Source organism: Janthinobacterium sp. PSPC3-1 (assembly GCF_049896105.1).
In the GTDB taxonomy this organism is placed as follows: Bacteria; Pseudomonadota; Gammaproteobacteria; order Burkholderiales; family Burkholderiaceae_D; genus Janthinobacterium.
Window position 1 is genome coordinate 37,676 of sequence record NZ_JAFCTQ010000020.1, and the last position, 22,151, is coordinate 59,826.

Sequence of the window (22,151 nt, forward strand, 5' to 3'; positions counted from 1 at the left end):
TTGATGCCCTTGATGCGCGTGCGCGCCAGCCGGTATCCGTGTTCTATTCCGCCTTCCATTTTACCGCCTCCGCTGCCACCACACCATGAACCAGACTTCTAATGTTTCCCTTTCCTACCGTGACGCTGGCGTCGATATCGACGCAGGCGACGCTCTAGTCGAAGCAATCAAGCCTTACGCCAAGCGCACCATGCGCGAAGGTGTGATGGGCGGCCTGGGCGGTTTTGGCGCCATGTTTGAAATCAGCAAGAAGTACAAGGAGCCGGTGCTGGTCTCGGGCACCGACGGCGTGGGCACCAAGTTGCGTCTGGCGTTCGAACTGAACCGCCATGACACGGTCGGCATCGACCTGGTCGCCATGAGCGTCAACGACATCCTGGTGCAAGGCGCCGAGCCGCTGTTCTTCCTCGACTACTTCGCTTGCGGCAAGCTCGACGTGGCCATCGCCACCGACGTCATCAAGGGCATCGCCCAGGGTTGCGAACAAGCCGGTTGCGCGCTGATCGGCGGCGAAACGGCGGAAATGCCGAGCATGTACCCGGCCGGCGAATACGATCTGGCCGGTTTTGCCGTCGGCGCGGTGGAAAAAGCCAATATCATCGACGGCACCAAGATCGCCCCGGGCGACGTGGTACTGGGCCTGGCCTCGTCGGGCGTGCACTCGAACGGTTACTCGCTGGTGCGCAAGATCATCGAAGTGGCCAAGCCGGACCTGGAAGGCGACTTCCACGGCCGTAAACTCGCCGACGTGCTGATGCAGCCGACGCGCATCTACGTCAAGCCGCTGCTGGCGCTGATGGCCTCGATGGAAGTGAAGGGCATGGTGCACATCACCGGTGGCGGCCTGGTGGAAAACATTCCACGCGTGCTGCAGCCTGGCCTGGTTGCCGAGCTCGATTCGAAAGCGTGGACCATGCCACCGCTGTTCACCTGGCTGCAACAGCACGGCGGCGTGGCCGACGCTGAAATGCACCGCGTGTTCAACTGCGGCATCGGCATGACGGTGATCGTGTCGGCCGACAACGCCGCCGCCGCCATCGCGCAGCTGCAAGCGGCCGGCGAGACCGTCTACACCATCGGCACCATCCGCGCGCAAGTGGGCGACGAGCACCAGACCATCGTTATTTGAGTTCCAGCCTGATACCTGGACTGGCAGCATGAAAAAAAGCGGATCGCGCCCTGGCGTGGTCCGCTTTTTTCATGGCTGCGTCATATTTATTTTCTACAATATCGGCTCACGTATTTTTGCAGGTATCCGCATGCTCATCAAACAACTCGCCAGCGCGCTGCTGCCATTGTGCCTGCTCGCTGCCGCCGGCCATGCCGTGGCCCGCAACCCTGTCATCCTGGTGTCGATCGATGGCTTTCGCGCCGATTACCTCGAGCGCGGCGTCTCGCCCACGCTGAACCAGCTGGCCGCCGGTGGCGTGCGCGCCGAGGCCATGCGCCCGTCTTTCCCCTCGGTCACTTTTCCGAACCACTACACGCTGGTGACAGGTTTGCGTCCCGATCATCACGGCCTGGTGGACAACACGATGCTGGACCCGGCCATACCGGGCGAGCGATTTACCTTGAGCAATAACGCAGCCGTCGCTGACCGCCGCTGGTGGGACCAGGCCGAGCCTGTCTGGGTAACGGCCGAACGCAACGGCCTCCGCAGCGCCACCATGTTCTGGCCCGGCTCGGAAGCGGCCATCCACGGCGTGCGTCCCAGCGTCGCGCCGCGCTTCGATGGCAAGCTGCCGGCCAATGACCGCGTCGACCGGTTGCTGTCCTGGCTCGACGGTCCGCCTGACGCCTTGCCGGGCTTTATGACCTTGTACCTGGACGATGTCGACCATGCCGGGCATACCCATGGCCCGGATGACGAGCACACGACGCAGGCGGTGGCGCACGTGGACCAGGCGCTGGCCCGCCTGATGCAAGGGCTGGCCAGCCGCCACCTGAACCCGAACCTGGTGATCGTGTCCGATCATGGCATGGCGCCCTTGAGCCGCGCGCGCGTGATACGCATGGATGCGCTGGCGCCGGAGAACAGTTATCGCGTTACGGCCAGCGGTCCGTACGCATCGTTCGATGCCGTGCCGGGACAGGAAGCGGCGCTCGATGCGGCCCTGCTGCGGGCGCACGAGCATATGCAGTGCTGGCACAAGGCCGATATTCCGGCGCGTTTCGTGTATGGCAGCAACCCGCGCGTGCCGCAGTATCTGGGCCTGGGCGAGCCGGGCTGGGCGCTGGTATTCAACGAGCGCGGCGCGGCGCGCGTGAAAGGCGGCGGCCATGGCTATGACAATATGGCGCCGGAAATGCGCGCCATGTTCATCGCCAGCGGCCCCGCGTTCAAGCCGGGCGTGGTGCTGCCGGCATTTGACAACGTCGACGTCTATCCATTGCTGATGCGTTTGCTGGAGTTGGCGCCGCTGCCGTCCGATGGCGAGATCACGCCCCTGCTGCCGGCCTTGCAGCAGCAGTGACACCGCGCCGCTCAGGGCTGGAGGATCTTCGCCACCCTGGCGCAGCGCAGCCGGAACGCGTCCGGCATCTTTGAGCCCAGCAGCGGGCGCAGGTACAGGCGAAAAGCGTCCGTCACATCGGTGCCGCTTTCACTGATGAATTCGTCTTCCATGGTGCGCGTCTTGCCCGCCACCTCCGTCAAGGGCAGCAGTTCGTAGTCGACCGAGTAATAGCCGGTGCGCTTGATGGCAACCGACCCGTCGCGGTCGCCCCACATCGCGTATTGCACCGCCTTCTCTCCCACCTCGCGCGCTTCGCGCTGGTCGACGTCCGACACGCAGCCGATGAACGAGCGCTGCAGATAACCGAAGGTATCGCCGCGCACGCGCTTGATGCCCAGCCTGGCCTTGATCTCGTCGCACAACAGGTCGGCCAGCGCGCCGGTGCCCGACAGTTGCACATTGCCGTGGGCGTCGCGTTCGACTTCGCTGCCTGTCTTTTTGGCCAGCAGGCTGGCGATCGGCTCGCCCGAGGCATCGTGGATGCCTTCCGAGACGGCGATCACGCAGCGGCCATGCTTTTCGTACATCGCCTTGACGTCGGCCAGGAACTGCTCCAGCACGAAGGTGCGCTCCGGAACATAGATCAGGTGCGGCCCGTCGTCCGGGAACTTCTTGCCCAGGGCCGAGGCGGCCGTCAGGAAGCCGGCATGGCGGCCCATCACCACGCCGACATACACGCCGGGCAGGGCGGCGTTGTCGAGGTTGGCGCCGGCAAACGCCTGCGCCACGAAACGGGCGGCCGACGGAAAGCCCGGCGTATGGTCGCTGCCAACCAGGTCGTTGTCGATGGTCTTCGGGATATGGATGCAGCGCAGCGGATAGCCGGCCTTGTGCGCCTCTTCGCTGACGATGCGCACCGTGTCGGACGAGTCATTGCCGCCGATATAAAAGAAGTGTTCGATCTCGTGCGCGCGCAGCACCTGGAAGATCTGCTGGCAGTAGGCGATGTCGGGCTTGTCGCGCGTGGAGCCGAGCGCCGACGACGGCGTGGCGGCCACCAGTTCCAGGTTGTGGCTGGTTTCCTGCGTCAGGTCGACGAAGTCTTCATTGATGATGCCGCGCACGCCGTGCAGCGCGCCATACACGCGCGTGACGTGCTGGAAGCGCCGCGATTCGAGCACCACGCCCACCAGCGACTGGTTGATGACGGCGGTGGGGCCGCCACCTTGCGCAACAAGAATTTTTCCGGACGGCATAGGATCTCCTGGCAAGTCACACGGTCCTCCAGCCTACTCCTTTTTGGCCGCCGCGCCCTGTTTTCCGATATGCCGGTCGAGGAATCGTTCGGCCCTGGTCCAGAAATCGATGCGGTTCTTCGGCAGCGACCAGCCGTGCCCTTCTTCCTCGTACACCACCCATTCCACCTGCGGGTTATGTTGCTTCACGGCTGCGTGGAACTGCTTGCCGTGGTACAGCGGCACGCGCTTGTCAAGCGCGCCATAGGCCAGCAGCAGCGGCTGGGTGATGCGCGCGGCCTGGGCGATCGGCGAGGTGGCCTTGAACTGGGCCGCGTCCTTGACCGGGTCGCCGATCAGTTCGGGCATGCCGTACTGTTTCCAGTCGTCGCTCATGTCGGAGGCGAAACTCCAGTGGCCGGTATACAGCAGGCCGATATCGGTCACGCCCACCAGGTCGATGCCGCAGCGGTACAAATCAGGATCGTTGACCAGGCCCATCAGGGTGGCATAGCCGCCATAGCTGCCGCCGGCGATGCAGATGCGCTGGCCATCGGCCACGCCCCGTTTGATGGCCCAGCGCGCGCCGTCGGCGATATCATCCTGCATTTTCAGGCCCCATTGCTTCCAGCCGGCATGGAAATGCTTGCTGCCAAAGCCGGTGCTGCCGCGGTATTCGGGTTCCAGCACGGCGTAGCCACGCGAGGCCAGGAACTGCACTTCGCTGTCCCACTGCCAGGACGTGCCGCGCACATACGGTCCGCCATGCACCAGCACCACCAGCGGCAAGTTCTTGCCGTCGCTGTTGACGGGCAGCGTCAGCCAGGCCGGGATCGTCAAGCCGTCGCGCGCCGGGTAATGCACCAGCTTTTGCTGGCTCATCTGCGCCGCCTTGATGCGTGGCAGGGAGGCGCCGATGGCGGTCAGCTGCCCGGTTTCGCTGTTGAGCAGGGAAAAGCTGACCGGCTGCACGTCGGCATACGAGGCCACCACCATGAAGGGCGTCGCCGCCCTGGGCGCGACCGAGATCAGGTTGACGGTCTGCGGCAGCGCGGCGTCGATGCCGGCCTGGGTGGCGGCCATGGCTTGGTCGAACCAGCGCGTGCCGCGCCGCTCGGCCAGGTAGCGCAGGCCCAGCAGTTTGCCCTTGCCGACCAGCAGGCTGCCGCTGAAATCGTAGCCATCGAGCGCCATCACGGGCGTGGCGTCGATGCGGTTGGCGGCCAAATCCCAGGGGTACAGATTCAGCGTGTCGCCACCGACGCGGGCGCTCACATACAGGGTGCCGTCGGGACCGAAGGCGAGCGGCGTAAACGCCTCTTTACCCTTCAGGTAGGCATCGAATTGCGCCAGCTGGCGCCAGGCGCCGCTGGCTGGCTCGCGGTACAGGATGGTCTCGATATTGCGCACTTTGGTGACGGCGATGCGCGGTTCGCCGTCCTGGTCCAGCAGCCAGCGGCGTACCTTGCCGGGCGGCGCCACGGCCGTGCTGCGGCCGGTGACGGTATCGAGCCGCAGCAGGGCCGTGTAGTCGACTTCGCGCGTGGCCGTGTAGACGGTGCTGGTCACATAGATGACGCTGGAATCTTGCGCGCCGCGCTGGCCCGTCAGCCAGGTATGCCAGGGCAGCGGCTTGTAGACCGAGGTCGAGAGGTTGGGCGCGAAGCTGCGCTCGGCCAGCTGGCGAAAATCGCTGCCGTCGCGGTTGACGGCGTACAGGCCGGGGGCGTAGCGCCGCTCGCCGGGCGCCGTCTGGTAGTCGCGCGTGGACAATACCAGGCGCTCGGGATTGACCCATTCCACATCGCCCACGTCGACGTCGTCAAACTGCGCCACCACCTTGATGCTGTTATTGGCCAGGTTGACCACGGCCAGGCGCTCGCGCCCGTTCGGCCCCAGCACCAGCACGGCCAGGTGGCGCGCGTCGGGCGACAACTGCACGTCGCTGAATTCGGGGTTGGCAAAGAAATCGGCAATCGGCGGCGCGGAGTGCGCGCCGGCGTGCGTGGCGGCGAAAAAAACGGCCGCCATGGCGGAGAATAAAAAACGGGATAGATTCATCGGGGACAAGGTCAGGGGTGGGCGGGGGCATTGTGGCGCGCCAGGAACTGTTCCACGCGCTGCCAGAAGTCGATGCGGTTTTTCGTCAGGCGCCAGTCCTGGCCTTCGTCGTCATGGCGCAGCCATTGCGCGTCCGGGTTGCCCTGGCGGATAGCCTGGTACAGCGCATAGGCGTCGGACAAGGGCACCACATGGTCGCGATAGCCATGCGCCAGCAGCAGCGGCTGGGTGATGTGCTGCGCCAGGTAGCGTGGCGAGGTGGCGCGCAGGCGGGCGGCGTCACGGCGCGCGTCGCCAATCTGGCTGGCGGCCGGATAGCGGTCGTAGCCTTCGTAGAGCGTGGCGCCGACGCGCCAGCGGCCATCGGCGATGGCGGCCAGGTCGGTGGCGGCGGACCAGGCCACGCCACAGCGGTACAGGTCGCCATCTTTCGCCAGTCCCATCAGCGCCGCATAGCCGCCGTAGCCGGCGCCGATGATGCACACCCGTTGCGGGTCGGCTATGCCCTCGGCGACAGCCCAGCGCACGCCGTCGGCCAGGTCGTCCTGCATGGCCAGGCCCCATTGTTGCCAGCCGGCCCGGAAGTGCGCGGCGCCCAGGCCCGTGCTGCCGCGGTAATCGGGTTCCAGCACGGCGTAGCCGCGCGAGGCGAGGAACTGGCTGGCGCCCTGCCAGCCTGGCGTGCTGCGCTGCCACGGGCCGTCATGCACGAACAGGATCAATGGCAGCGCACTGCGCGGCCCGGTGCGGGGCAGGGTCAGCCAGGCGGGAATGCGCAGGGCGTCGCGGGCGCGGTAATGGCGCAACTGCCTGCCGGCCATGCGCTCGGCATTGACGGCCGGGCGCGACCTGGCCAATGGCGTCAGCTGGCCGGTGTCGCGGTGAAAGATGCGGTAGATGGCCGGTTGCGTATCGGACCAGCTGGCCACCAGCACGAACGGGGTGCTGCTGCGCGTGCCCACGCTCACGGTATTGGTGGTGGCCGGCAGCAGGGCGTCCACGTGGCGCTGCACGGCTTGCATGTCCGCGTCCAGCCACAGAGTCACCTCGGTGTCGGTGGTGTAGCGTATTCCCAGCAGGGCGGTATCGCTGCGCAGCATGCTGGCGTCGATATCATGGTCGGGCGAGGAGACGAGCGGCTGCGCGTCGCGCTGCCGGGTGTGCAGGTCATAGCGGTACAGCGCCGCCTTGTCGCCGCCGTTCCTGGCGGTGACATACAGGCTGCCGTCCGGCGCCAGAAAGGCCGGCTCGAAGACATCGGGATCGTCGCTGCGCGGATCGAATTGCGCCAGCAATTGCCACTGTTCCGTGCCGGGCATGCGCCAGTACACCAGGTTCTGGCCGCCTTGCTGCGCGGTGGCGATGCGCGCCTGGCCGCCGTGGTCGTACAGCCAGTAGCGCACATGCGCGGGCGCGTCGACCAGCGCGTAGCTGCCACTGACGCTGTCGACCCGCCACAGCGAGGCCGTGTGCACGGCGCCGAATTCGCCGCGCCCGACCTGCAGCGCAAACATGCCGTTGCCGCGCTGGTCGCCGATGCTGTCCATCAGCACGGTGTTGTAGGGTAGCAGTGCACGGCCTGCTTTTGCGTGCGTTTCACCTTGCATGGGCTTGAGGTCGAGGATCTGCGATTCGCCGCCCCTGCCTGCCGCCAGTCGTTGCGGCGCCTGCATGCGGGTGGCCAGCTGGCGCAGGGCGCCGCCATCGCTGTCGACCGCGTACAGGCCGGAGCCATACCGCGTCGGTGCGCCTCCCAGCGCGCGGTCGGTCAGCCGAAACGCCAGGCGCGTGTCATTGACCCACAGGAAGTCGCCAATATCGGCGTCACGGAAGGCCGCCACTGTGGTGCTGCGCATGCTGGCCAGGTCCAGCACCGCCAGGCGTTCATGGCCTTCGGCCGGCGTGACGCGCATGGCCAGCTGGCGCCCGTCGGGAGACAGCGTGGCGCCACTCAGCGAGGCTGGTTCGAAAAACTGTTCGACCGTCATCAGGGCAGTGACGTGCACCGTGGGCGGGGCTGGCGCCTGTGCGGCGGCAGGACGGATGGCGCACAGGGCCAGCGCCGCCAGCAGGGCCGCGCGCATGATGGACCTTGACATCGCATGCGTCATTGCGCGGCTTGTCTACCTATGCAGCGTTGCAAGAGCTTCTCGGCGCGCGTCCAGAAGTCGATATTGTTTTTCGGCAACGCCCAGCCATGTCCCTCTTCCTGGTAGACCACCCACTCGACATCGCGGTTGGTCTTGCTGACGGCGTCGCGCAAGGCGCGGCCGATATGCGAGCCGGTGGCGGTCCGGTTGGTGGACGTATTGCTGGCCAGCTGGCGGTAGTTGCTGCCATCGAGATTGATCGCATACAGGCCGGGACCGTGGCGCACGTCTCCCTCGGCGATATTGTGGTCGGCCACGCTGTAGACGATGCGCTGGTCGTTGACCCAGGCGATCTGGGCGATATCGGCGTCCTCGAACGAGGTCAGGCCGCTCACTTTCATGCCGGCCAGTTCCACCGTGTACAGCTGCACCCGTCCGCCCTTGGCGCTGACCAGCACGGCCAGGTGGCGCCCGTCGGGCGACATCACGGCGCCGCTGAAGGTGCTGTTGTTGAAAAAATCGCCGATCGGAATGGGGGCGTTGCTGGCGGTCCTGGCGGCGGTGCCGGCATGGGCCGGCAGGCTGGCGCAGGAGAGCATGAAAAGGGGACCGAGTGCCAGGGTGCTGAGTGCTGCGGTGAAACGGGCCAGGCTGGACTGCATGAATACTCCTGTCGAGAATGCCAAATATGGTATTTATTTTGATATTATTTCTCTCAGGATAACATTTCGGTGTGCATTTGACCAGCCCGGCCAAGGGGGTTATTCCGGCGCGCGGATATGGTCGACCAGCCCGGTGCTGCGCCGGCCCGGCGCCGGCGTCAGCAGGCTGACCAGCACGGCGGTCAGCATGCCGGCCGGCATGCCGAAAATGCCGGCGGCGATCGGCGCGATATGGAACCACTGGCCGGCCGGCCCGCCGCCCAGCATCGGGCTGGTCTGCAGCATGTAGTACAGGCAGACGCCAAAGCCGGCCAGCATGCCGGCCACGGCGCCGTGGTGGTTGGCGCGTTTCCAGAACACGCCCAATACCAGCGCCGGGAACAGGGTCGAGGCGGCCAGCGAAAAGGCGATGCCGACCAGCGATAAAATATCGGCCGGCTTTTGCGAGGCCGCATAGGCGGCGATAAAGGCGACGGCCAGCAGCAGCAGTTTCGAGATCGTCACGCGCTTCTGGGTCGAGGCGGTCGGGTCGACCACCTTGTAATAGATGTCGTGCGACAGGCCGTTGGAAATGGCCAGCAGCAAGCCGTCCGCCGTCGACAGGGCGGCGGCCAGGCCGCCGGCCGCCACCAGGCCCGAGATCACATACGGCAGGCCGGCGATCTCGGGCGTGGCCAGCACCAGCACGTCGGCATCGATGGCAATTTCCGCCAGTTGCACCACACCGTCGCGGTTGACGTCGACGATGCTGATCAAGGGGCTGAGCTTGTCGACATTGGCCCAGTACGAGACCCACGTCGGCAAGTGCGCATATTGGGTGCCGACCAGGGCCGAATAGATATCGTATTTGACCAGCACCGCCAGCGCCGGAATGGTGAGATAAATCAGCAGGATGAAGAACAGGGTCCAGAACACCGAGACCCGGGTTTCATGCACGGACGGCGTGGTGTACGAGCGCATCAGGATATGCGGCAGCGCGGCCGTGCCCAGCATCATGCAGAACACCAGGGCCAGGAAATTGTTGCGTTTGATATCGGATTGCGCGCGGTCGGGCGCGGGAAACGGCTGGGCATGCGGCGTGATCGGCTCGGCCCGCTTCAAATTCAGGGCCAGCGCCGACTGCCACACGCCGCGCGCCTCTTCCGGGCTTTTCGGATAGGCGATCAGGGCGCGCTCGGCGCTGCGGATGTCGAACAGCGAGGCATTGCGCTTGCGCAGGATATCGAGCTGGCGCTGGGCCGCCAGCCGGCCCGCCTCCCACGAGGCCGGCAAGCCGTCGAGGTCAGCCTGGTAGTTGCGCGCGCGCTGGGCGTAGATGTCGCGCACCTCCCGCTCTTTCGGGTCCTGGTCCAGCACGTGCTCGCGCGCGCTCAGCTGCGTCAGCACCTTGCCGTAGGCGATCTGCGGCACCGGATTGTCGGCATGTTTTACGGACAGCCACATGGCGGGAATCAGGAAGGCCACGACGATGATGATGTACTGCGCCACCTGGGTCCAGGTAATGGCGCGCATGCCGCCAAGAAAAGAACAGACCAGGATGCTGGCCAGGCCGAGGAAAATGCCGACCGAAAAATCGACGCCCGTAAAGCGCGAGGCGATCAGGCCGACCGCGTAAATCTGCGCCACCACATAGGTGAACGAGACCACGATGGTGGCGGCCACGGCCAGCACGCGCACCGGCGCGCCACGCCCGCCCGGCCCGCCCGCATAGCGCGCCGCCAGGAAATCGGGAATCGTGTACTGGCCGAATTTGCGCAGATACGGGGCGATCAGCAGCGACACCAGGCAATAGCCGCCGGTCCAGCCCATGATGAAAGCCAGGCCGTCGAAACCGTTCAGGTACAGCCCGCCGGCCAGGCTGATGAAGCTGGCCGCCGAGATCCAGTCGGCGGCGGTGGCCATGCCGTTGAACAGGGCCGGCACGCGCCGCCCCGCCACATAGTATTCGGTGACGTTCGAGGTGCGGCTGATGACGCCGATGGTGGCGTACAGGGTGATGGTGGCGAACATGAACAGATAGCCGATCCACACGCGCGACATGCCTTCCTGTTCCAGCACCGTCAGGGCCAGCAGGAAAGCGGCAAAGCCGGCCGAAAACAGCAGGTAATAGCGCGACAGGCGCCTGAAGAAACTGCGTGGCGCGCTCATGGCGACTCTTCCGCCTGGCACCGCTGGTCGAGCCGGCGCATGCGCCAGGCATAGCAGCCGATGATGGCCAGATACACCAGCGAGGCGCCCTGGGCCGCCATGTAAAACGGCAGCGGCCAGCCGAACAGCTGCAAATGCAGCAGTTCGCGCGCGTAAAACACGGTCAAAAATCCCGTCAGCAGCCAGACCAGCAGCAGCACCGCCGTCAGGCGCTGCGTGGCTTGCCAGTGCGCGGCGCGGCGCGCCAGCAGAGTGGGGCTGGGCGCTGGCTTGAGCTTATCCATACGTGATGTCGTCCTCGGGCGGGGTTGCCGGCGGCAGCAGGGCGATCGACAGGCGCAGCAGGGTGCCCGGCAACTTTGGCGTCTGCGCGCGCGGATTGTGGAAGATGTCGACCTCGGCGCCATGTTGCTGGGCAATTTCGCGCACGATGGCCAGGCCCAGGCCGCTGCCATCGACATTGCTGCCGAGAATGCGATAAAAGCGTTCGAACACATGGCTGCGTTCGGCCTGGGGAATGCCGGGGCCGGTATCCTCCACTTCCAGGATGGCCAGCTCCGGCGTACTGCGCACGCGCACCGTCACGCTGCCCCCAAGCGGCGTATAGCGCAGCGCGTTGTCGATCAGGTTGCCCAGCAGTTCCCGCAACATCATGGGATTGCCGGAAATCATCACCGGTTCTGCCGCCTGTTCGAAGCCCAGGTCGATCTGCTGGGCAAACGAGGCTTGCACCCAGTCCTGCACCACGGTGCGCGCCAGCTCGCTCAGTTCCAGCGGTTCGAAGGCCGTGCCCGCCTGCGGCTGGTTTTCCGCGCGGGCCAGGGCCAGCAGCTGGTTCACCAGGCGCGTGGCCGCTTCCGAGCTTTTCGCCAGCTGCTGCAGCGAGCGGTGGATCTCGTCCTGGTCGGTCTGGCGCAGAGCCAGTTCGGACTGCATGCGCATGCCGGCCAGCGGCGTCTTCATCTGGTGGGCGGCGTCGGCGATAAAGCGTTTCTGCATCTCGATCGACAGCGACAGGCGCGACAGCATGTCGTTGAGCGAGCCGACCAGCGGCGTGATTTCCTCGGGCACCTGGCCCGAGTCGATCGGCGACAGGTCGTCGGGCGGGCGGGCCCGTATGCGTTCCTGCAACTGCGCCAGCGGCGATAGGCCGCGCGACAGCGCAAACCAGACCAGCGCCAGGATGACGGGCAAGATGATGAACTGCGGCAAAATCACGCCCTTGATGATTTCATTGGCCAGCTGGGCCCGTTTTTCCAGCGTTTCGGCCACCTGCACCAGCGCGCGCTCGCCATCGTCGCCACCGCCGTCGGGCGTGTCGATATACGAGAAGGCCACGCGCACGGGCGTGCCGTGCACGGCGTCATTGCGGAACAGCACCGTGCCGCTACGGTAGCGCTCGGCATCCTGCGGCGGCGGCAGGTCGCGGTCGCCGGCCAGGTAGCGGCCCTGCTGGTCGAGCATCAGGTAATACACGGCGTCGACATCGTCGCCGCGCAGCGCCTCGCGCGCATTGCCGCCGGCGCGGCCGGGCAGCTGGCCTGCCGCTTGGGTGCCGTCGGCCAGCTTGAACTGCTGCACCAGCATGGTGACATTGTCTTCCAGCGCATGGTCGAAGGGCTGGTTGGCGATGCCCTTGGCCACCAGGTAGGTGATGGCGATGCTCATCGGCCACAGCAGCAGCAGCGGCGCCAGCATCCAGTCGAGGATCTCGCCGAACAGCGAATGCTGGATGGTTTCATCCTGCTCGCTGGTGGGCGGCTCGTACCAGTCGTCTTCGTCCAGCTCGTCGGCTGGCGCTCCACCTGGCTTCACTTGCTGGCGTCGCCGCCGTCCAGCGGCACGCGCGCTTCCGTGTATTTTTCCAGGCAGTAACCCAGGCCGCGCACGGTGGCGATGCGCACGCCGCCCACCTCGATCTTCTTGCGCAGCCGGTGCACATACACTTCGATGGCGTTGTTCGACACTTCCTCACCCCATTCGCACAGGTGGTCGACCAGCTGTTCCTTCGACACCAGGCGGCCAGTGCGGCCCAGCAGGATTTCCAGCAAGCCCAGTTCGCGCGCCGACAGGTCGATCATCTGCTCGTTGATATAGGCGCTGCGCCCGACCTGGTCATAGCTGAGCGGGCCGTGCCTGATCACGGTGGCGCCGCCGCCGGCGCCGCGGCGGGTCAGGGCGCGCACTCTTGCCTCCAGTTCGGACAAGGCGAAGGGCTTGGCCATATAATCATCGGCACCGAGATCGAGGCCGTTGACTCTTTGCTCGATGGAATCGGCGGCCGTCAGGATCAGCACCGGCAGCAGCGAGGCGCGCGCGCGCAGGCGGCGCAGCACTTCCAGGCCGCTCAATTTCGGCAAGCCCAGGTCGAGGATCAGCAGATCGAATTCCTGGGTGGACAGGGCCGTATCGGCTTCCTGGCCATTCTTGACGCAGTCGATGGCATAGCCGGACTGGCGCAGCGAACGGGTCAGCCCGTCGGCCAGCACGCTGTCATCTTCGGCAAGTAAAATACGCATGGCAGATTCCTAAGCTTGCGACATCAGAAGTGTGTATTGTGTTTCATTTTGCGCAAGGTGGCGAATATTTATGAAAAACCCGCCTTGTAATGATCTGTTTCAAATCAAATGCACGTTCCGCTTGCATTAAGCACTGTTTTTTTATACAGTAGTGTCTGTGATGAATTTAACCTACCCCACGCGCCAGTTCGGGCTGAAAGAACAAAATGGACGATAAAAGAGCTGTAGTACCCGCATCGGAAAAAGCCAAGGCGCTGGCCGCCGCGCTGGCACAGATCGAGAAGCAGTTTGGCAAAGGTTCGGTCATGCGCATGGATGCCAGCGCACCGATCGAAGAAGTGCAAGTCGTGTCGACCGGTTCGCTCGGCCTCGATATCGCGCTGGGCGTGGGCGGCTTGCCGCGCGGCCGCGTGGTGGAAATCTACGGTCCCGAGTCGTCGGGTAAAACCACGCTGACCTTGCAAACCATCGCCGAAATGCAAAAACTGGGCGGCACCTGCGCCTTTATCGACGCCGAGCACGCACTGGACGTCGGCTACGCCCAAAAGCTGGGCGTGAACCTGCACGAACTGCTGATCTCGCAACCGGACACGGGCGAGCAGGCGCTGGAAATTTGCGACGCCCTCGTGCGTTCGGGCAGCGTCGACCTGGTGGTGATCGACTCGGTGGCGGCGCTGACGCCACGCGCCGAGATCGAAGGCGACATGGGCGACTCGTTGCCAGGCCTGCAGGCGCGTCTGATGTCGCAGGCGCTGCGCAAGCTGACCGGCTCGATCAACCGCACCAATACCCTGGTCATCTTCATCAACCAGATCCGCATGAAGATCGGCGTGATGTTCGGCAGCCCGGAAACCACCACCGGCGGCAATGCGCTGAAATTCTACGCTTCCGTGCGCCTGGACATCCGCCGCACCGGCTCGATCAAGTCGGGCGACGAAGTGATCGGCAACGAAACCAAGGTCAAGGTTGTCAAGAACAAGATCGCGCCACCGTTCAAGGAAGCGCACTTCGACATCCTGTACGGCGCAGGCACCTCGCGCGAAGGCGAGATCCTCGATCTCGGTTCGGACGCGAAGATCGTCGAGAAATCCGGTTCCTGGTACAGCTACAACGGCGAACGCATCGGCCAGGGCAAGGACAACGCCCGCGCCTTCCTGCAAGAGCGCCCGGCGCTGGCGCGTGAAATCGAAAACAAGGTACGCGCCTCGCTGGGCGTGCGCGAACTGCCGCCGCTGGCCGCTGAAAAGCCTGAAAAAGCCGATAAAGCCGCCGACAAGGCCGCCAAGGCCGCCGCGGAAGCCAAGGCTGCCGAATAAAGCGCCCTGGTAAATAGCAAAGCGGCTTGCCGCAAGGTAGGATCATGATCGCCGTCCCGCGCTGTTGCGCCGGGCGGCGATTGTGTTTGGATCACAGTCATCAGAAACAAGGTGGGGATATGGCCAGAGTGCAATTAAGCCTGAAGGGCAGGGCCTTGCGCTTTCTGTCGATGCGCGAACACAGCCGCATGGAATTGCGCCGCAAGCTGCAGCGCCATGCCGAGGAAGGCGATGATGTGGAAGCCTTGCTCGACAGCCTGGAGCAGGCCAACTGGCTGTCGCAGGAGCGTTTTTCCGAATCGCTGATCCACCGCCGCTCCGCCCGCTTCGGTAACAGCCGCATCATGGCCGAACTGCAAAGCCATGGCATACAGGGCGAAGCGCTGCAGGAGCTCAAGGCCGGCCTGGCCGAAGGCGAAACCGAACGCGCCTGCGAGGTGTGGCGCCGCAAGTTCGGCGAAGTGGCGCAGGACGCCGAACAGCGCAACAAGCAGATGCGTTTCCTGATGCAGCGCGGCTTTTCGCAGCGCGCCGTGCAGGTGGCAATCAAGGGACTCGATCCCGATGATGATCAATAATTGTTAACTTGCAGGCAAGGATCAGTTATTCTGCCCACAGACGGTGGCGCATGGTGCGCGCCGGCACTTTCTACCATGGGATACAGGACACCTGATGAGCAACTGGCATGCCGGCTACACGGCCGAAACCGCATACACCTACGGCTATTACACGGAATTGAACCCGCTGCGCACGCAGTTGCTGCTGCTGAGCTGGGGCGTACAGCCGCCCAAGGTCAGCACCGCATGTGAACTGGGGTTTGGCCAGGGCATGACCGTCAATATCCATGCCGCGGCGTCTGGCGTGCGCTGGTATGGCACCGATTTCAATCCGGCCCAGACCGCTTTTGCGCAGGAACTGGCCGAGGTCTCGGGCAATGGCGCCGTGCTGTCGGAACAATCGTTTCAGGACTTTTGCACCCGCAGCGACCTGCCCGACTTCGATTTCATCGCCCTGCACGGCATCTGGAGCTGGATCTCGCCGGAAAACCAGGCGCATATCGCCGATTTCCTGGCGCGCAAGCTCAAGCCGGGCGGCGTGCTGTACATCAGCTACAACACGCAGGCGGGCTGGGCGGCAATGGCACCGATCCGCGACCTGATGGAGCAGCACAGCCGCGTCATGAGCGCGCCGGGGCAGGATTCCCTGACGCGCGTGGGCAGCGCCCTGTCCTTCGTCAACCGCATGATGGAGACCAAGCCGCGCTACCTGCAGGCCAACCCCACCATCGCCGTGCGCCTGCAGCAGATCGGCGAGCAGGATCGCAATTACCTGTCGCACGAATATTTCAATCACTACTGGCAGCCGGTGTCGTTTTCGGCCATCAAGCCGGTGCTCGCTGCCGTCAAGCTCGAGTTTGCCGGCTCGGCCGCCTATCCCGATCATGTTGCGCCCCTCAATCTGTCGCCCGAACACCTGGCCTTCCTGGCGCAGATTCCGGATGCCACTTTCCGCGAGAACACCGCCGATTTCCTGGTCAACCGCCAGTTCCGCCAGGATTACTGGATCAAGGGCAGCCGCAGGCTGACCGCCCATGAACAGAGCACCGCACTGCGCGCCGTGCGCATCCTGCTGGTGGCGCCGATCGAGCACATCACCATGAGGGTGGTGGGCGCCCTGGGCGAGGCCGACATGGAGCAGGCCATCTATGGTCCGCTGCTGGAACTGCTGGCCGATTACCAGATCCATACCATCGGTGAACTGCAACAGCGTTTGCCTGCCAGCGTGGCCGAACTGGGCAATTTGCTGCAGATGGTGCTGGTGCTGGCGCATAAAGCCTGCATTTCAACGGTGCAGGATGACGCCGCGATCGCGCTGGCGCGGCCGGCCACGGCCAGGCTGAACCGGCACTTGCTGGAAAAGGCGCTGGGGCGTACCGACCTGGCCGCGCTGGCCAGTCCGGTGACCGGCGGGGGGATCGGTGTGTTGCATTTGCAACAGTTGTTCCTGCTGGCCAGGCTGGAAGGTCATCAGGGCAGCGACGCCTGGGCGGCATTTGCCTGGCAGGCTTTCCGCGCACTGCAGCAAACCGTGGTGCGCAATGGCACGGTGCTGACGACCGACGAGGAAAACCTGGCCGAACTGGCCGTGCATGCGGAAAGCTTCCTCGTCAACGTGCTGCCGATCCTGCAGGCACTGGGCGTGGCTGACTGACACTATCGCGCCAGCCAGGCGCGTCGCGGCGATGACAGTGATTTTTATGATAGCCATCATTCACAAATTGAATGACTTTATGAAAATCGCTGTTTTCCATTTATAATTTGAAATGTTTTTAACTAAGCACTGAAAAATTATGTTGCGGCGCAACCGGCGCGCAATGTGCTACACTTTTAGGGTTTTTGCGGCGCCGCAGGTGCGGTTGCTGTTCGTAGAAGCTGCGAACGGCGTGCTTTATGCACATGGCTGCTTACTAAATTAGGCCGCGCAAGCGGCATCGGTCCATGCCCCTGTCAACTCCCGTATCCCGGCGCGCCTTACGGCACTCCCGCGTTATCGACGTCCAAGCGTATCTGCGCGACGACGGCCTGTGGGATATCGACGCGCGCATCACCGACATCAAATCGTTCGACGCGACCCTGGCCTCCGGCCCCCGTCCCGCCGGCGCCCCCCTGCATGACCTCCATTTGCGCATTACCGTCGATCGCGAACTGACCATCGTCGAGGCCGAAGCTGCCTCCGATTCCGTTCCCTATCCCGGCTTTTGCGATACCATCGGCCCCGCTTACCAGGCGCTGATCGGTCTGAATCTATTGAAGAATTTCCGCCGCGACTTGAAAGAGCGCCTGGCGGGAATCGCCGGCTGTACCCATTTGACCGAACTGGCGCAAGTCTTGCCGACTGCGGCGGTTCAGGCATTTGCCGGTGATGTCTGGTCGACCCGTGACGGTGCGAATGCTGATTTGCCGCATGAAAAGCCGTTTCAACTCGACAAATGCCATGCCCTGCGCACCGATGGCGGGGCGGTTGCACAGTATTACCCGCGCTGGGTAGCCAAAGCGTGATCCCGGCGCTGTTTTTCCTGTTTTTTTTGCACCACTAACCGTATTTTTACAAATCAGTATCAGAAGGGAAGCCAGCATGAAAATCCATGAGTATCAAGCCAAAGAAATCCTCCGGCAATTCGGAGTGACGGTACCACGCGGTATTCCGTGCATGTCCGTCGACGAGGCAGTCAAGGCTGCGGAAACCCTGGGCGGCCCGGTATGGGTCGTCAAGGCACAGATCCACGCAGGTGGCCGCGGCAAGGGCGGCGGCGTGAAAGTGGCGAAATCGATCGAACAGGTCAAGGAATACGCCGACCAGATCATGGGCATGCAGCTGATCACGCACCAGACCAGCGCCGAAGGCCAGAAAGTCAACCGCCTGCTGGTGGAAGAAGGCGCCGACATCAAACAGGAACTGTACGTTTCGCTGGTCACCGACCGCGTGACCCAGAAAATCGTCCTGATGGCATCGTCCGAAGGCGGCATGGACATCGAAGAAGTGGCCGAGAGCCACCCTGAGAAGATCCATCACGTCACCATCGAGCCGAGCGTTGGCCTGACCGATGCCCAGGCAGACGACATCGCGACCAAAATCGGCGTGCCTGCCGGTTCGATCGCCGACGCCCGCGTCAACCTGCAAGGCCTGTACAAAGCCTACTGGGAAACCGACTGCTCGCTGGCCGAGATCAACCCGCTGATCGTCACCGGCAGCGGCAAGGTCATCGCCCTGGACGCCAAGTTCAACTTCGACCCGAACGCCCTGTTCCGTCATCCGGAAATCATCGCCCTGCGCGACCTGGACGAAGAAGATCCAGCTGAAATCGAAGCGTCGAAATTCGACCTGGCCTACATCTCGCTCGACGGCAACATCGGCTGCCTGGTAAACGGCGCCGGCCTGGCCATGGCCACCATGGACACCATCAAACTGTTCGGCGGCGAGCCAGCCAACTTCCTCGACGTCGGCGGCGGCGCCACGGCGGAAAAAGTGACCGAAGCGTTCAAGATCATGCTGAAAAACCCAGGCCTGAAAGCCATCCTGGTGAACATTTTCGGCGGCATCATGCGTTGCGACGTGATCGCCGAAGGCGTGATCGCCGCGGTGAAAGCCGTCTCGCTGAACGTACCGCTGGTGGTGCGCATGAAGGGCACCAACGAAGATCTGGGCAAAAAGATGCTGGCCGATTCCGGTCTGCCTATCATCGCAGCCGACACCATGGAAGATGCAGCCAAGAGCGTCGTTGCCGCTGCTGCCGGTCAAGCTTAATTAAGGAATCAACATGTCCATTCTGATCAATAAAGATACCAAAGTCGTTACCCAAGGGATCACCGGCAAGACCGGCCAGTTCCACACCCGCGGTTGCCGCGACTACGCGAACGGCAAAGCTGCCTTCGTGGCAGGCGTGAACCCGAAAAAAGCCGGCGAAGATTTCGAAGGCATTCCTATTTTCGCCAACGTGACCGAAGCGAAAAAAGAAACCGGCGCCAACGTTTCCGTGATCTATGTGCCGCCAGCAGGCGCGGCCGCCGCGATCTGGGAAGCTGTCGAGGCTGAAATGGATCTGGCCATTTGCATCACCGAAGGCATTCCTGTCCGTGACATGATGGCCTTGAAAGACCGCATGGCCAAGTCGGGCAGCAAAACGCTGCTGCTGGGCCCTAACTGCCCAGGCCTGATCACGCCAGACGAAATCAAGATCGGCATCATGCCAGGTCACATCCATAAAAAGGGCCGCATCGGCGTGGTCTCGCGTTCGGGTACCCTGACCTATGAAGCAGTCGGTCAACTGACCGCACTGGGCCTGGGCCAATCGTCGGCAGTCGGCATCGGCGGCGACCCGATCAACGGTCTGAAGCACATCGACATCATGAAGATGTTCAATGACGATCCGGATACCGACGCGGTCATCATGATCGGCGAAATTGGCGGTCCTGACGAAGCCAATGCCGCTTATTGGATCAAGGACAACATGAAAAAACCGGTGGTCGGCTTTATCGCTGGCGTCACCGCGCCTCCAGGCAAGCGCATGGGCCACGCCGGCGCGCTGATCTCGGGCGGCGCCGACACGGCACAAGCCAAGCTGGAAATCATGGAAGCGTGCGGCATCACCGTCACCAAGAACCCGTCGGAAATGGCGCGTCTGCTGAAAGCCATGCTGTAATACAGCCTGGTTGAAACAGTACAAAAAAGGAGCTTCGGCTCCTTTTTTTATTGTCTGGCGGCCACGGCCATTCTGGTCACGCGGCGACGGCGGCGGGCGCAAACGGACGTGCCGCGTCGCTTTTCTTGCCTTGATGCCTGGCGCCGCCCGTGCGCGGCGCTGGCATGGCGCTTGCACTTTCTCCCTGATGAACATGTGAACACAGGAGAACACCATGCGCGCGCAGTCCGGATTTACCCTGATAGAACTGATGATCGTGGTGGCGATTGCCGGCATCCTGGCAGCCGTGGCGATTCCGCAATACAGCGACTACACGATGCGGGCCAAGGTCAGCAATGTGCTGGCGGCGGCCGCGCCGCTGAAGACGGCGGTCGCCTTGTGCGTGCAGGAAAATGGTGGCGAGGCGTCCGCCTGCAGTACCTCCAGCGAAGCGGCGCCCAGCGCGATTCCGGCCTTCAGCGCGACGCGCGAAGTGGCCAGCGCCGCCGTTCTCAATGGCGATATCACGCTGACGCTGGCCAATGACCTCGGTACGGGGCTTGGCGGCCAGACGATCACCATGGCATTGCGTACCGGCAGCAGCAGCCTGACCTGGTTCAACTCGACCAGCATCACCAATACGGCGGCCAGGGAAGCAATTTTGCGCAGCAATATACCGCAGGCGGCGGCGTCGCTGTGACGGTCGCCGGCGCTAGACGATTTTTTGCCGGTCCGTGATCAGGGCTTCATAGATCAGGTTTTGCAGCAAGGTATAGTGGGCCGATTCCAGGTCGATGAATTGCAGGCCATAGGTATAGACATCGTCTTGCCCGCCGACGATGGCGGTGGTGGATTTGCCCATGCTGAGATTCTGGATGCGGGCCCGCGTCGCGATGCGCAGCGGCTGCTGGCGCGGCGGCGCCAGCAGGGTAAATACCAGGGTCACGCCGCTGTCGTCGGGCGTCAGCATGCCGGGCGACTCGATCAGCGCACCGGTGACGCTGAGGTTGACGATACACACCGGTACTTCGGGCTGGTCGCGGCACATCAGCTGCGCCAGCAACTCGACCTTGACCCGCATCGCCCCGCGCAAGCTGGTGCCGTTGATGATGTCCGGAAAGCTCAGATGCAGGTAATGCAGCGGCCGGCCAAACACGCGCAGCACGCTGCAGGCAAACGAACACACGCTGACACCCGAAAACACGCGGATGGTCAGCTTGTCACCCTCGTCGAGCACGATGGCCTTGCCGTTTTCCTGCGGTGTCTTGACGATCAGGTATTCATCGCGCAGATAGCCGATCAAGGTGGAAAAATGCCGCACCGGCTTGATGCCGCGATGCGTGATGAACTGGATGCGGCCACCGACCTGCAGGTTCATCGCATCGAATTCGAATTGTTCGAGCTTGGCTTCCATCGCGGTCTCCTTGTCTGTCATGCGCGCGCTTTCCTCATGATGATGTGATCGCAGTATGCATGAAGCTTGCGGAAAAAGCATAGCTGTCAAAAAACGCCGGCGACCTGGCACTCATGTTTTACAATCGCGTCATCTTGTTTATCATGAAAGACATCATGGCGCGCAGCTATTTCTGGACCATGTTATGCCTGATCCTGCATCAGATCGACGCCGCCTACTGGCGTGAATGGGAAATGTTTTATTTGCCGGGCGGCGTGCAGGGCTTCCTGGCATTCAACCTGGCGGCCATCGCCGTGGTGCTGGCCGGCTACCGGCAGGTGCTGCTGGCCTTGCCGCGTGCGCGCCTGTACGCCGGCATCTGTGGCGCGCTGGGAGTGGCTACCTTTTTGATCCACGCCGGCTTTGCGCTGGCGGGGCGGGAACAGTTTCATTTGCCGCTGTCGGTGGCGGTCATCGCGCTGTGCCTGGGGTGTGGTGCGTGGCTGCTCAATGAGCTGCGTTTACAAAGCGGCCGTCCAGTCGCCTGACTTGCCGCCATGCTTTTCCAGCACCCTTACATTGGTCATCACCATGCCGCGGTCGACCGCCTTGCACATGTCGTAGATGGTCAGCAAACCGATCTGTACTGATGTGAGGGCTTCCATTTCCACACCGGTTTTTCCTGTCGTGTCGACCTGGGCGCGGCAGTGGACGCTGCTGGCGGCTTCGTCAATTTCGAAGTCGACCGTCACGCGCGTGATCGCCAAAGGGTGGCATAGCGGAATCAGGTCGCTGGTGCGCTTGGCGCCCATGATGGCGGCGATGCGGGCGATGCCCAGCACGTCGCCCTTCTTGGCGTTGCCTTTGACAATGATGGTCAGGGTGGCTGGCTGCATGCGGATGGTGCCGGCCGCCACGGCGCTGCGGCGCGTGTCCCCCTTGTTTCCCACGTCGACCATATGGGCTTGGCCGGTGGCGTCGAAGTGGGTCAGTGCGCCGGCGGGCGCGTCTTGCTCTGGTGTGGTCATGGTGTCTGGTCGATTTCTGGCGGTTGTTCTTGCCATCATTATAGGGCGGGGCGCACGCGTGGAA

The 22,151-nt window shown here is 63.6% G+C and carries 20 protein-coding genes; 10 read left to right on the forward strand and 10 right to left on the reverse strand.

The window, feature by feature from the left end:
• Positions 1 to 85: 85 nt before the first annotated feature.
• Positions 86 to 1,129, forward strand: coding sequence for a phosphoribosylformylglycinamidine cyclo-ligase (gene purM, locus ACP7B7_RS19735; protein ID WP_426077798.1), 1,044 nt, complete (start codon positions 86 to 88; stop codon positions 1,127 to 1,129).
• Positions 1,130 to 1,259: 130 nt separating this feature from the next.
• A complete protein-coding gene (locus tag ACP7B7_RS19740; RefSeq protein WP_426077799.1) occupies positions 1,260 to 2,474 on the forward strand; it encodes an ectonucleotide pyrophosphatase/phosphodiesterase in 1,215 nt (404 codons plus the stop codon).
• An 11-nt stretch (positions 2,475 to 2,485) separates the two neighbouring features.
• Here ACP7B7_RS19740 and ACP7B7_RS19745 read toward each other — a convergent pair whose 3' ends face one another.
• The 8 genes from ACP7B7_RS19745 to ACP7B7_RS19780 form a co-directional block, all read right to left on the reverse strand.
• Entirely contained in the window at positions 2,486 to 3,712 is a 1,227-nt protein-coding gene (locus tag ACP7B7_RS19745; RefSeq protein WP_426077800.1) for a 6-phosphofructokinase, read from the reverse strand.
• Between the two features lie 33 nt (positions 3,713 to 3,745).
• Positions 3,746 to 5,722, reverse strand: a complete 1,977-nt coding sequence (locus ACP7B7_RS19750) for an alpha/beta hydrolase family protein (protein WP_426077801.1) — start codon at positions 5,720 to 5,722, stop codon at positions 3,746 to 3,748.
• A 41-nt stretch (positions 5,723 to 5,763) separates the two neighbouring features.
• Positions 5,764 to 7,851: an alpha/beta hydrolase family protein gene (locus ACP7B7_RS19755; protein ID WP_308924196.1), complete on the reverse strand. Its 2,088-nt coding sequence runs from the start codon at positions 7,849 to 7,851 to the stop codon at positions 5,764 to 5,766.
• Positions 7,852 to 7,859: 8 nt separating this feature from the next.
• Positions 7,860 to 8,504, reverse strand: a complete 645-nt coding sequence (locus ACP7B7_RS19760) for a TolB family protein (protein ID WP_308924197.1) — start codon at positions 8,502 to 8,504, stop codon at positions 7,860 to 7,862.
• A 99-nt stretch (positions 8,505 to 8,603) separates the two neighbouring features.
• Positions 8,604 to 10,652: a sodium:solute symporter family protein gene (locus ACP7B7_RS19765; protein WP_308924198.1), complete on the reverse strand. Its 2,049-nt coding sequence runs from the start codon at positions 10,650 to 10,652 to the stop codon at positions 8,604 to 8,606.
• Positions 10,649 to 10,936 carry a DUF4212 domain-containing protein gene (locus ACP7B7_RS19770; protein ID WP_426077802.1) on the reverse strand — a complete coding sequence of 96 codons (288 nt, stop codon included), beginning with the start codon at positions 10,934 to 10,936 and terminating at the stop codon, positions 10,649 to 10,651. The genes ACP7B7_RS19765 and ACP7B7_RS19770 overlap by 4 nt, the downstream gene beginning before the upstream one ends.
• Positions 10,929 to 12,467 carry a sensor histidine kinase N-terminal domain-containing protein gene (locus ACP7B7_RS19775; protein WP_426077803.1) on the reverse strand — a complete coding sequence of 513 codons (1,539 nt, stop codon included), beginning with the start codon at positions 12,465 to 12,467 and terminating at the stop codon, positions 10,929 to 10,931. The genes ACP7B7_RS19770 and ACP7B7_RS19775 overlap by 8 nt, the downstream gene beginning before the upstream one ends.
• Entirely contained in the window at positions 12,464 to 13,171 is a 708-nt protein-coding gene (locus ACP7B7_RS19780) for a response regulator transcription factor (RefSeq protein WP_308924200.1), read from the reverse strand. Before ACP7B7_RS19780 ends, ACP7B7_RS19775 begins: the two co-directional genes overlap by 4 nt.
• 206 nt (positions 13,172 to 13,377) lie before the next feature.
• Between ACP7B7_RS19780 and recA the strand changes: the two genes are divergently transcribed.
• From recA to ACP7B7_RS19815, 7 genes are all read left to right on the forward strand, one after another.
• Positions 13,378 to 14,487 carry a recombinase RecA gene (recA, locus tag ACP7B7_RS19785; protein WP_426077804.1) on the forward strand — a complete coding sequence of 370 codons (1,110 nt, stop codon included), beginning with the start codon at positions 13,378 to 13,380 and terminating at the stop codon, positions 14,485 to 14,487.
• 119 nt (positions 14,488 to 14,606) lie between these two features.
• Positions 14,607 to 15,065, forward strand: coding sequence for a recombination regulator RecX (gene recX / locus ACP7B7_RS19790; RefSeq protein WP_308924202.1), 459 nt, complete (start codon positions 14,607 to 14,609; stop codon positions 15,063 to 15,065).
• Between the two features lie 94 nt (positions 15,066 to 15,159).
• Positions 15,160 to 16,698, forward strand: coding sequence for a class I SAM-dependent methyltransferase (locus tag ACP7B7_RS19795; protein ID WP_308924203.1), 1,539 nt, complete (start codon positions 15,160 to 15,162; stop codon positions 16,696 to 16,698).
• A gap of 287 nt (positions 16,699 to 16,985) precedes the next feature.
• A complete protein-coding gene (locus tag ACP7B7_RS19800; protein WP_308924204.1) occupies positions 16,986 to 17,546 on the forward strand; it encodes a DUF2889 domain-containing protein in 561 nt (186 codons plus the stop codon).
• A gap of 76 nt (positions 17,547 to 17,622) precedes the next feature.
• Complete coding sequence (gene sucC, locus ACP7B7_RS19805) at positions 17,623 to 18,792, forward strand: ADP-forming succinate--CoA ligase subunit beta (RefSeq protein WP_308924205.1); 1,170 nt, start codon at positions 17,623 to 17,625, stop codon at positions 18,790 to 18,792.
• Between the two features lie 13 nt (positions 18,793 to 18,805).
• Entirely contained in the window at positions 18,806 to 19,687 is an 882-nt protein-coding gene (gene sucD, locus ACP7B7_RS19810) for a succinate--CoA ligase subunit alpha (RefSeq protein ID WP_308924206.1), read from the forward strand.
• 214 nt (positions 19,688 to 19,901) lie between these two features.
• Positions 19,902 to 20,366, forward strand: coding sequence for a pilin (locus ACP7B7_RS19815; protein WP_426077805.1), 465 nt, complete (start codon positions 19,902 to 19,904; stop codon positions 20,364 to 20,366).
• 12 nt (positions 20,367 to 20,378) lie between these two features.
• On the opposite strand, the gene ACP7B7_RS19820 is transcribed toward ACP7B7_RS19815, so the two are convergent.
• Entirely contained in the window at positions 20,379 to 21,101 is a 723-nt protein-coding gene (locus ACP7B7_RS19820) for a flagellar brake domain-containing protein (protein WP_426077806.1), read from the reverse strand.
• Positions 21,102 to 21,193: 92 nt separating this feature from the next.
• Between ACP7B7_RS19820 and ACP7B7_RS19825 the strand changes: the two genes are divergently transcribed.
• The gene (locus ACP7B7_RS19825; RefSeq protein WP_308924209.1) at positions 21,194 to 21,607 is read left to right on the forward strand and encodes a DUF6713 family protein; all 414 of its coding nucleotides are present in this window, start codon (positions 21,194 to 21,196) and stop codon (positions 21,605 to 21,607) included.
• Here the strand turns inward: ACP7B7_RS19825 and moaC are convergent.
• Entirely contained in the window at positions 21,581 to 22,087 is a 507-nt protein-coding gene (gene moaC, locus ACP7B7_RS19830; RefSeq protein ID WP_308924210.1) for a cyclic pyranopterin monophosphate synthase MoaC, read from the reverse strand. The genes ACP7B7_RS19825 and moaC overlap by 27 nt on opposite strands.
• Positions 22,088 to 22,151: the final 64 nt, after the last annotated feature.

Bases quoted from the DNA above. Each gene is read 5' to 3' on its own strand.
- purM (WP_426077798.1), top strand. From the start codon at position 86: ATGAACCAGACTTCTAATGTTTCCCTTTCCTACCGTGACGCTGGCGTC.
- ACP7B7_RS19740 (WP_426077799.1), top strand. From the start codon at position 1,260: ATGCTCATCAAACAACTCGCCAGCGCGCTGCTGCCATTGTGCCTGCTC.
- ACP7B7_RS19745 (WP_426077800.1), bottom strand. From the start codon at position 3,712: ATGCCGTCCGGAAAAATTCTTGTTGCGCAAGGTGGCGGCCCCACCGCC.
- ACP7B7_RS19750 (WP_426077801.1), bottom strand. From the start codon at position 5,722: ATGGCGGCCGTTTTTTTCGCCGCCACGCACGCCGGCGCGCACTCCGCG.
- ACP7B7_RS19755 (WP_308924196.1), bottom strand. From the start codon at position 7,851: ATGTCAAGGTCCATCATGCGCGCGGCCCTGCTGGCGGCGCTGGCCCTG.
- ACP7B7_RS19760 (WP_308924197.1), bottom strand. From the start codon at position 8,504: ATGCAGTCCAGCCTGGCCCGTTTCACCGCAGCACTCAGCACCCTGGCA.
- ACP7B7_RS19765 (WP_308924198.1), bottom strand. From the start codon at position 10,652: ATGAGCGCGCCACGCAGTTTCTTCAGGCGCCTGTCGCGCTATTACCTG.
- ACP7B7_RS19770 (WP_426077802.1), bottom strand. From the start codon at position 10,936: ATGGATAAGCTCAAGCCAGCGCCCAGCCCCACTCTGCTGGCGCGCCGC.
- ACP7B7_RS19780 (WP_308924200.1), bottom strand. From the start codon at position 13,171: ATGCGTATTTTACTTGCCGAAGATGACAGCGTGCTGGCCGACGGGCTG.
- recA (WP_426077804.1), top strand. From the start codon at position 13,378: ATGGACGATAAAAGAGCTGTAGTACCCGCATCGGAAAAAGCCAAGGCG.
- recX (WP_308924202.1), top strand. From the start codon at position 14,607: ATGGCCAGAGTGCAATTAAGCCTGAAGGGCAGGGCCTTGCGCTTTCTG.
- ACP7B7_RS19795 (WP_308924203.1), top strand. From the start codon at position 15,160: ATGAGCAACTGGCATGCCGGCTACACGGCCGAAACCGCATACACCTAC.
- ACP7B7_RS19800 (WP_308924204.1), top strand. From the start codon at position 16,986: ATGCCCCTGTCAACTCCCGTATCCCGGCGCGCCTTACGGCACTCCCGC.
- sucC (WP_308924205.1), top strand. From the start codon at position 17,623: ATGAAAATCCATGAGTATCAAGCCAAAGAAATCCTCCGGCAATTCGGA.
- sucD (WP_308924206.1), top strand. From the start codon at position 18,806: ATGTCCATTCTGATCAATAAAGATACCAAAGTCGTTACCCAAGGGATC.
- ACP7B7_RS19815 (WP_426077805.1), top strand. From the start codon at position 19,902: ATGCGCGCGCAGTCCGGATTTACCCTGATAGAACTGATGATCGTGGTG.
- ACP7B7_RS19820 (WP_426077806.1), bottom strand. From the start codon at position 21,101: ATGACAGACAAGGAGACCGCGATGGAAGCCAAGCTCGAACAATTCGAA.
- ACP7B7_RS19825 (WP_308924209.1), top strand. From the start codon at position 21,194: ATGTTTTACAATCGCGTCATCTTGTTTATCATGAAAGACATCATGGCG.
- moaC (WP_308924210.1), bottom strand. From the start codon at position 22,087: ATGACCACACCAGAGCAAGACGCGCCCGCCGGCGCACTGACCCACTTC.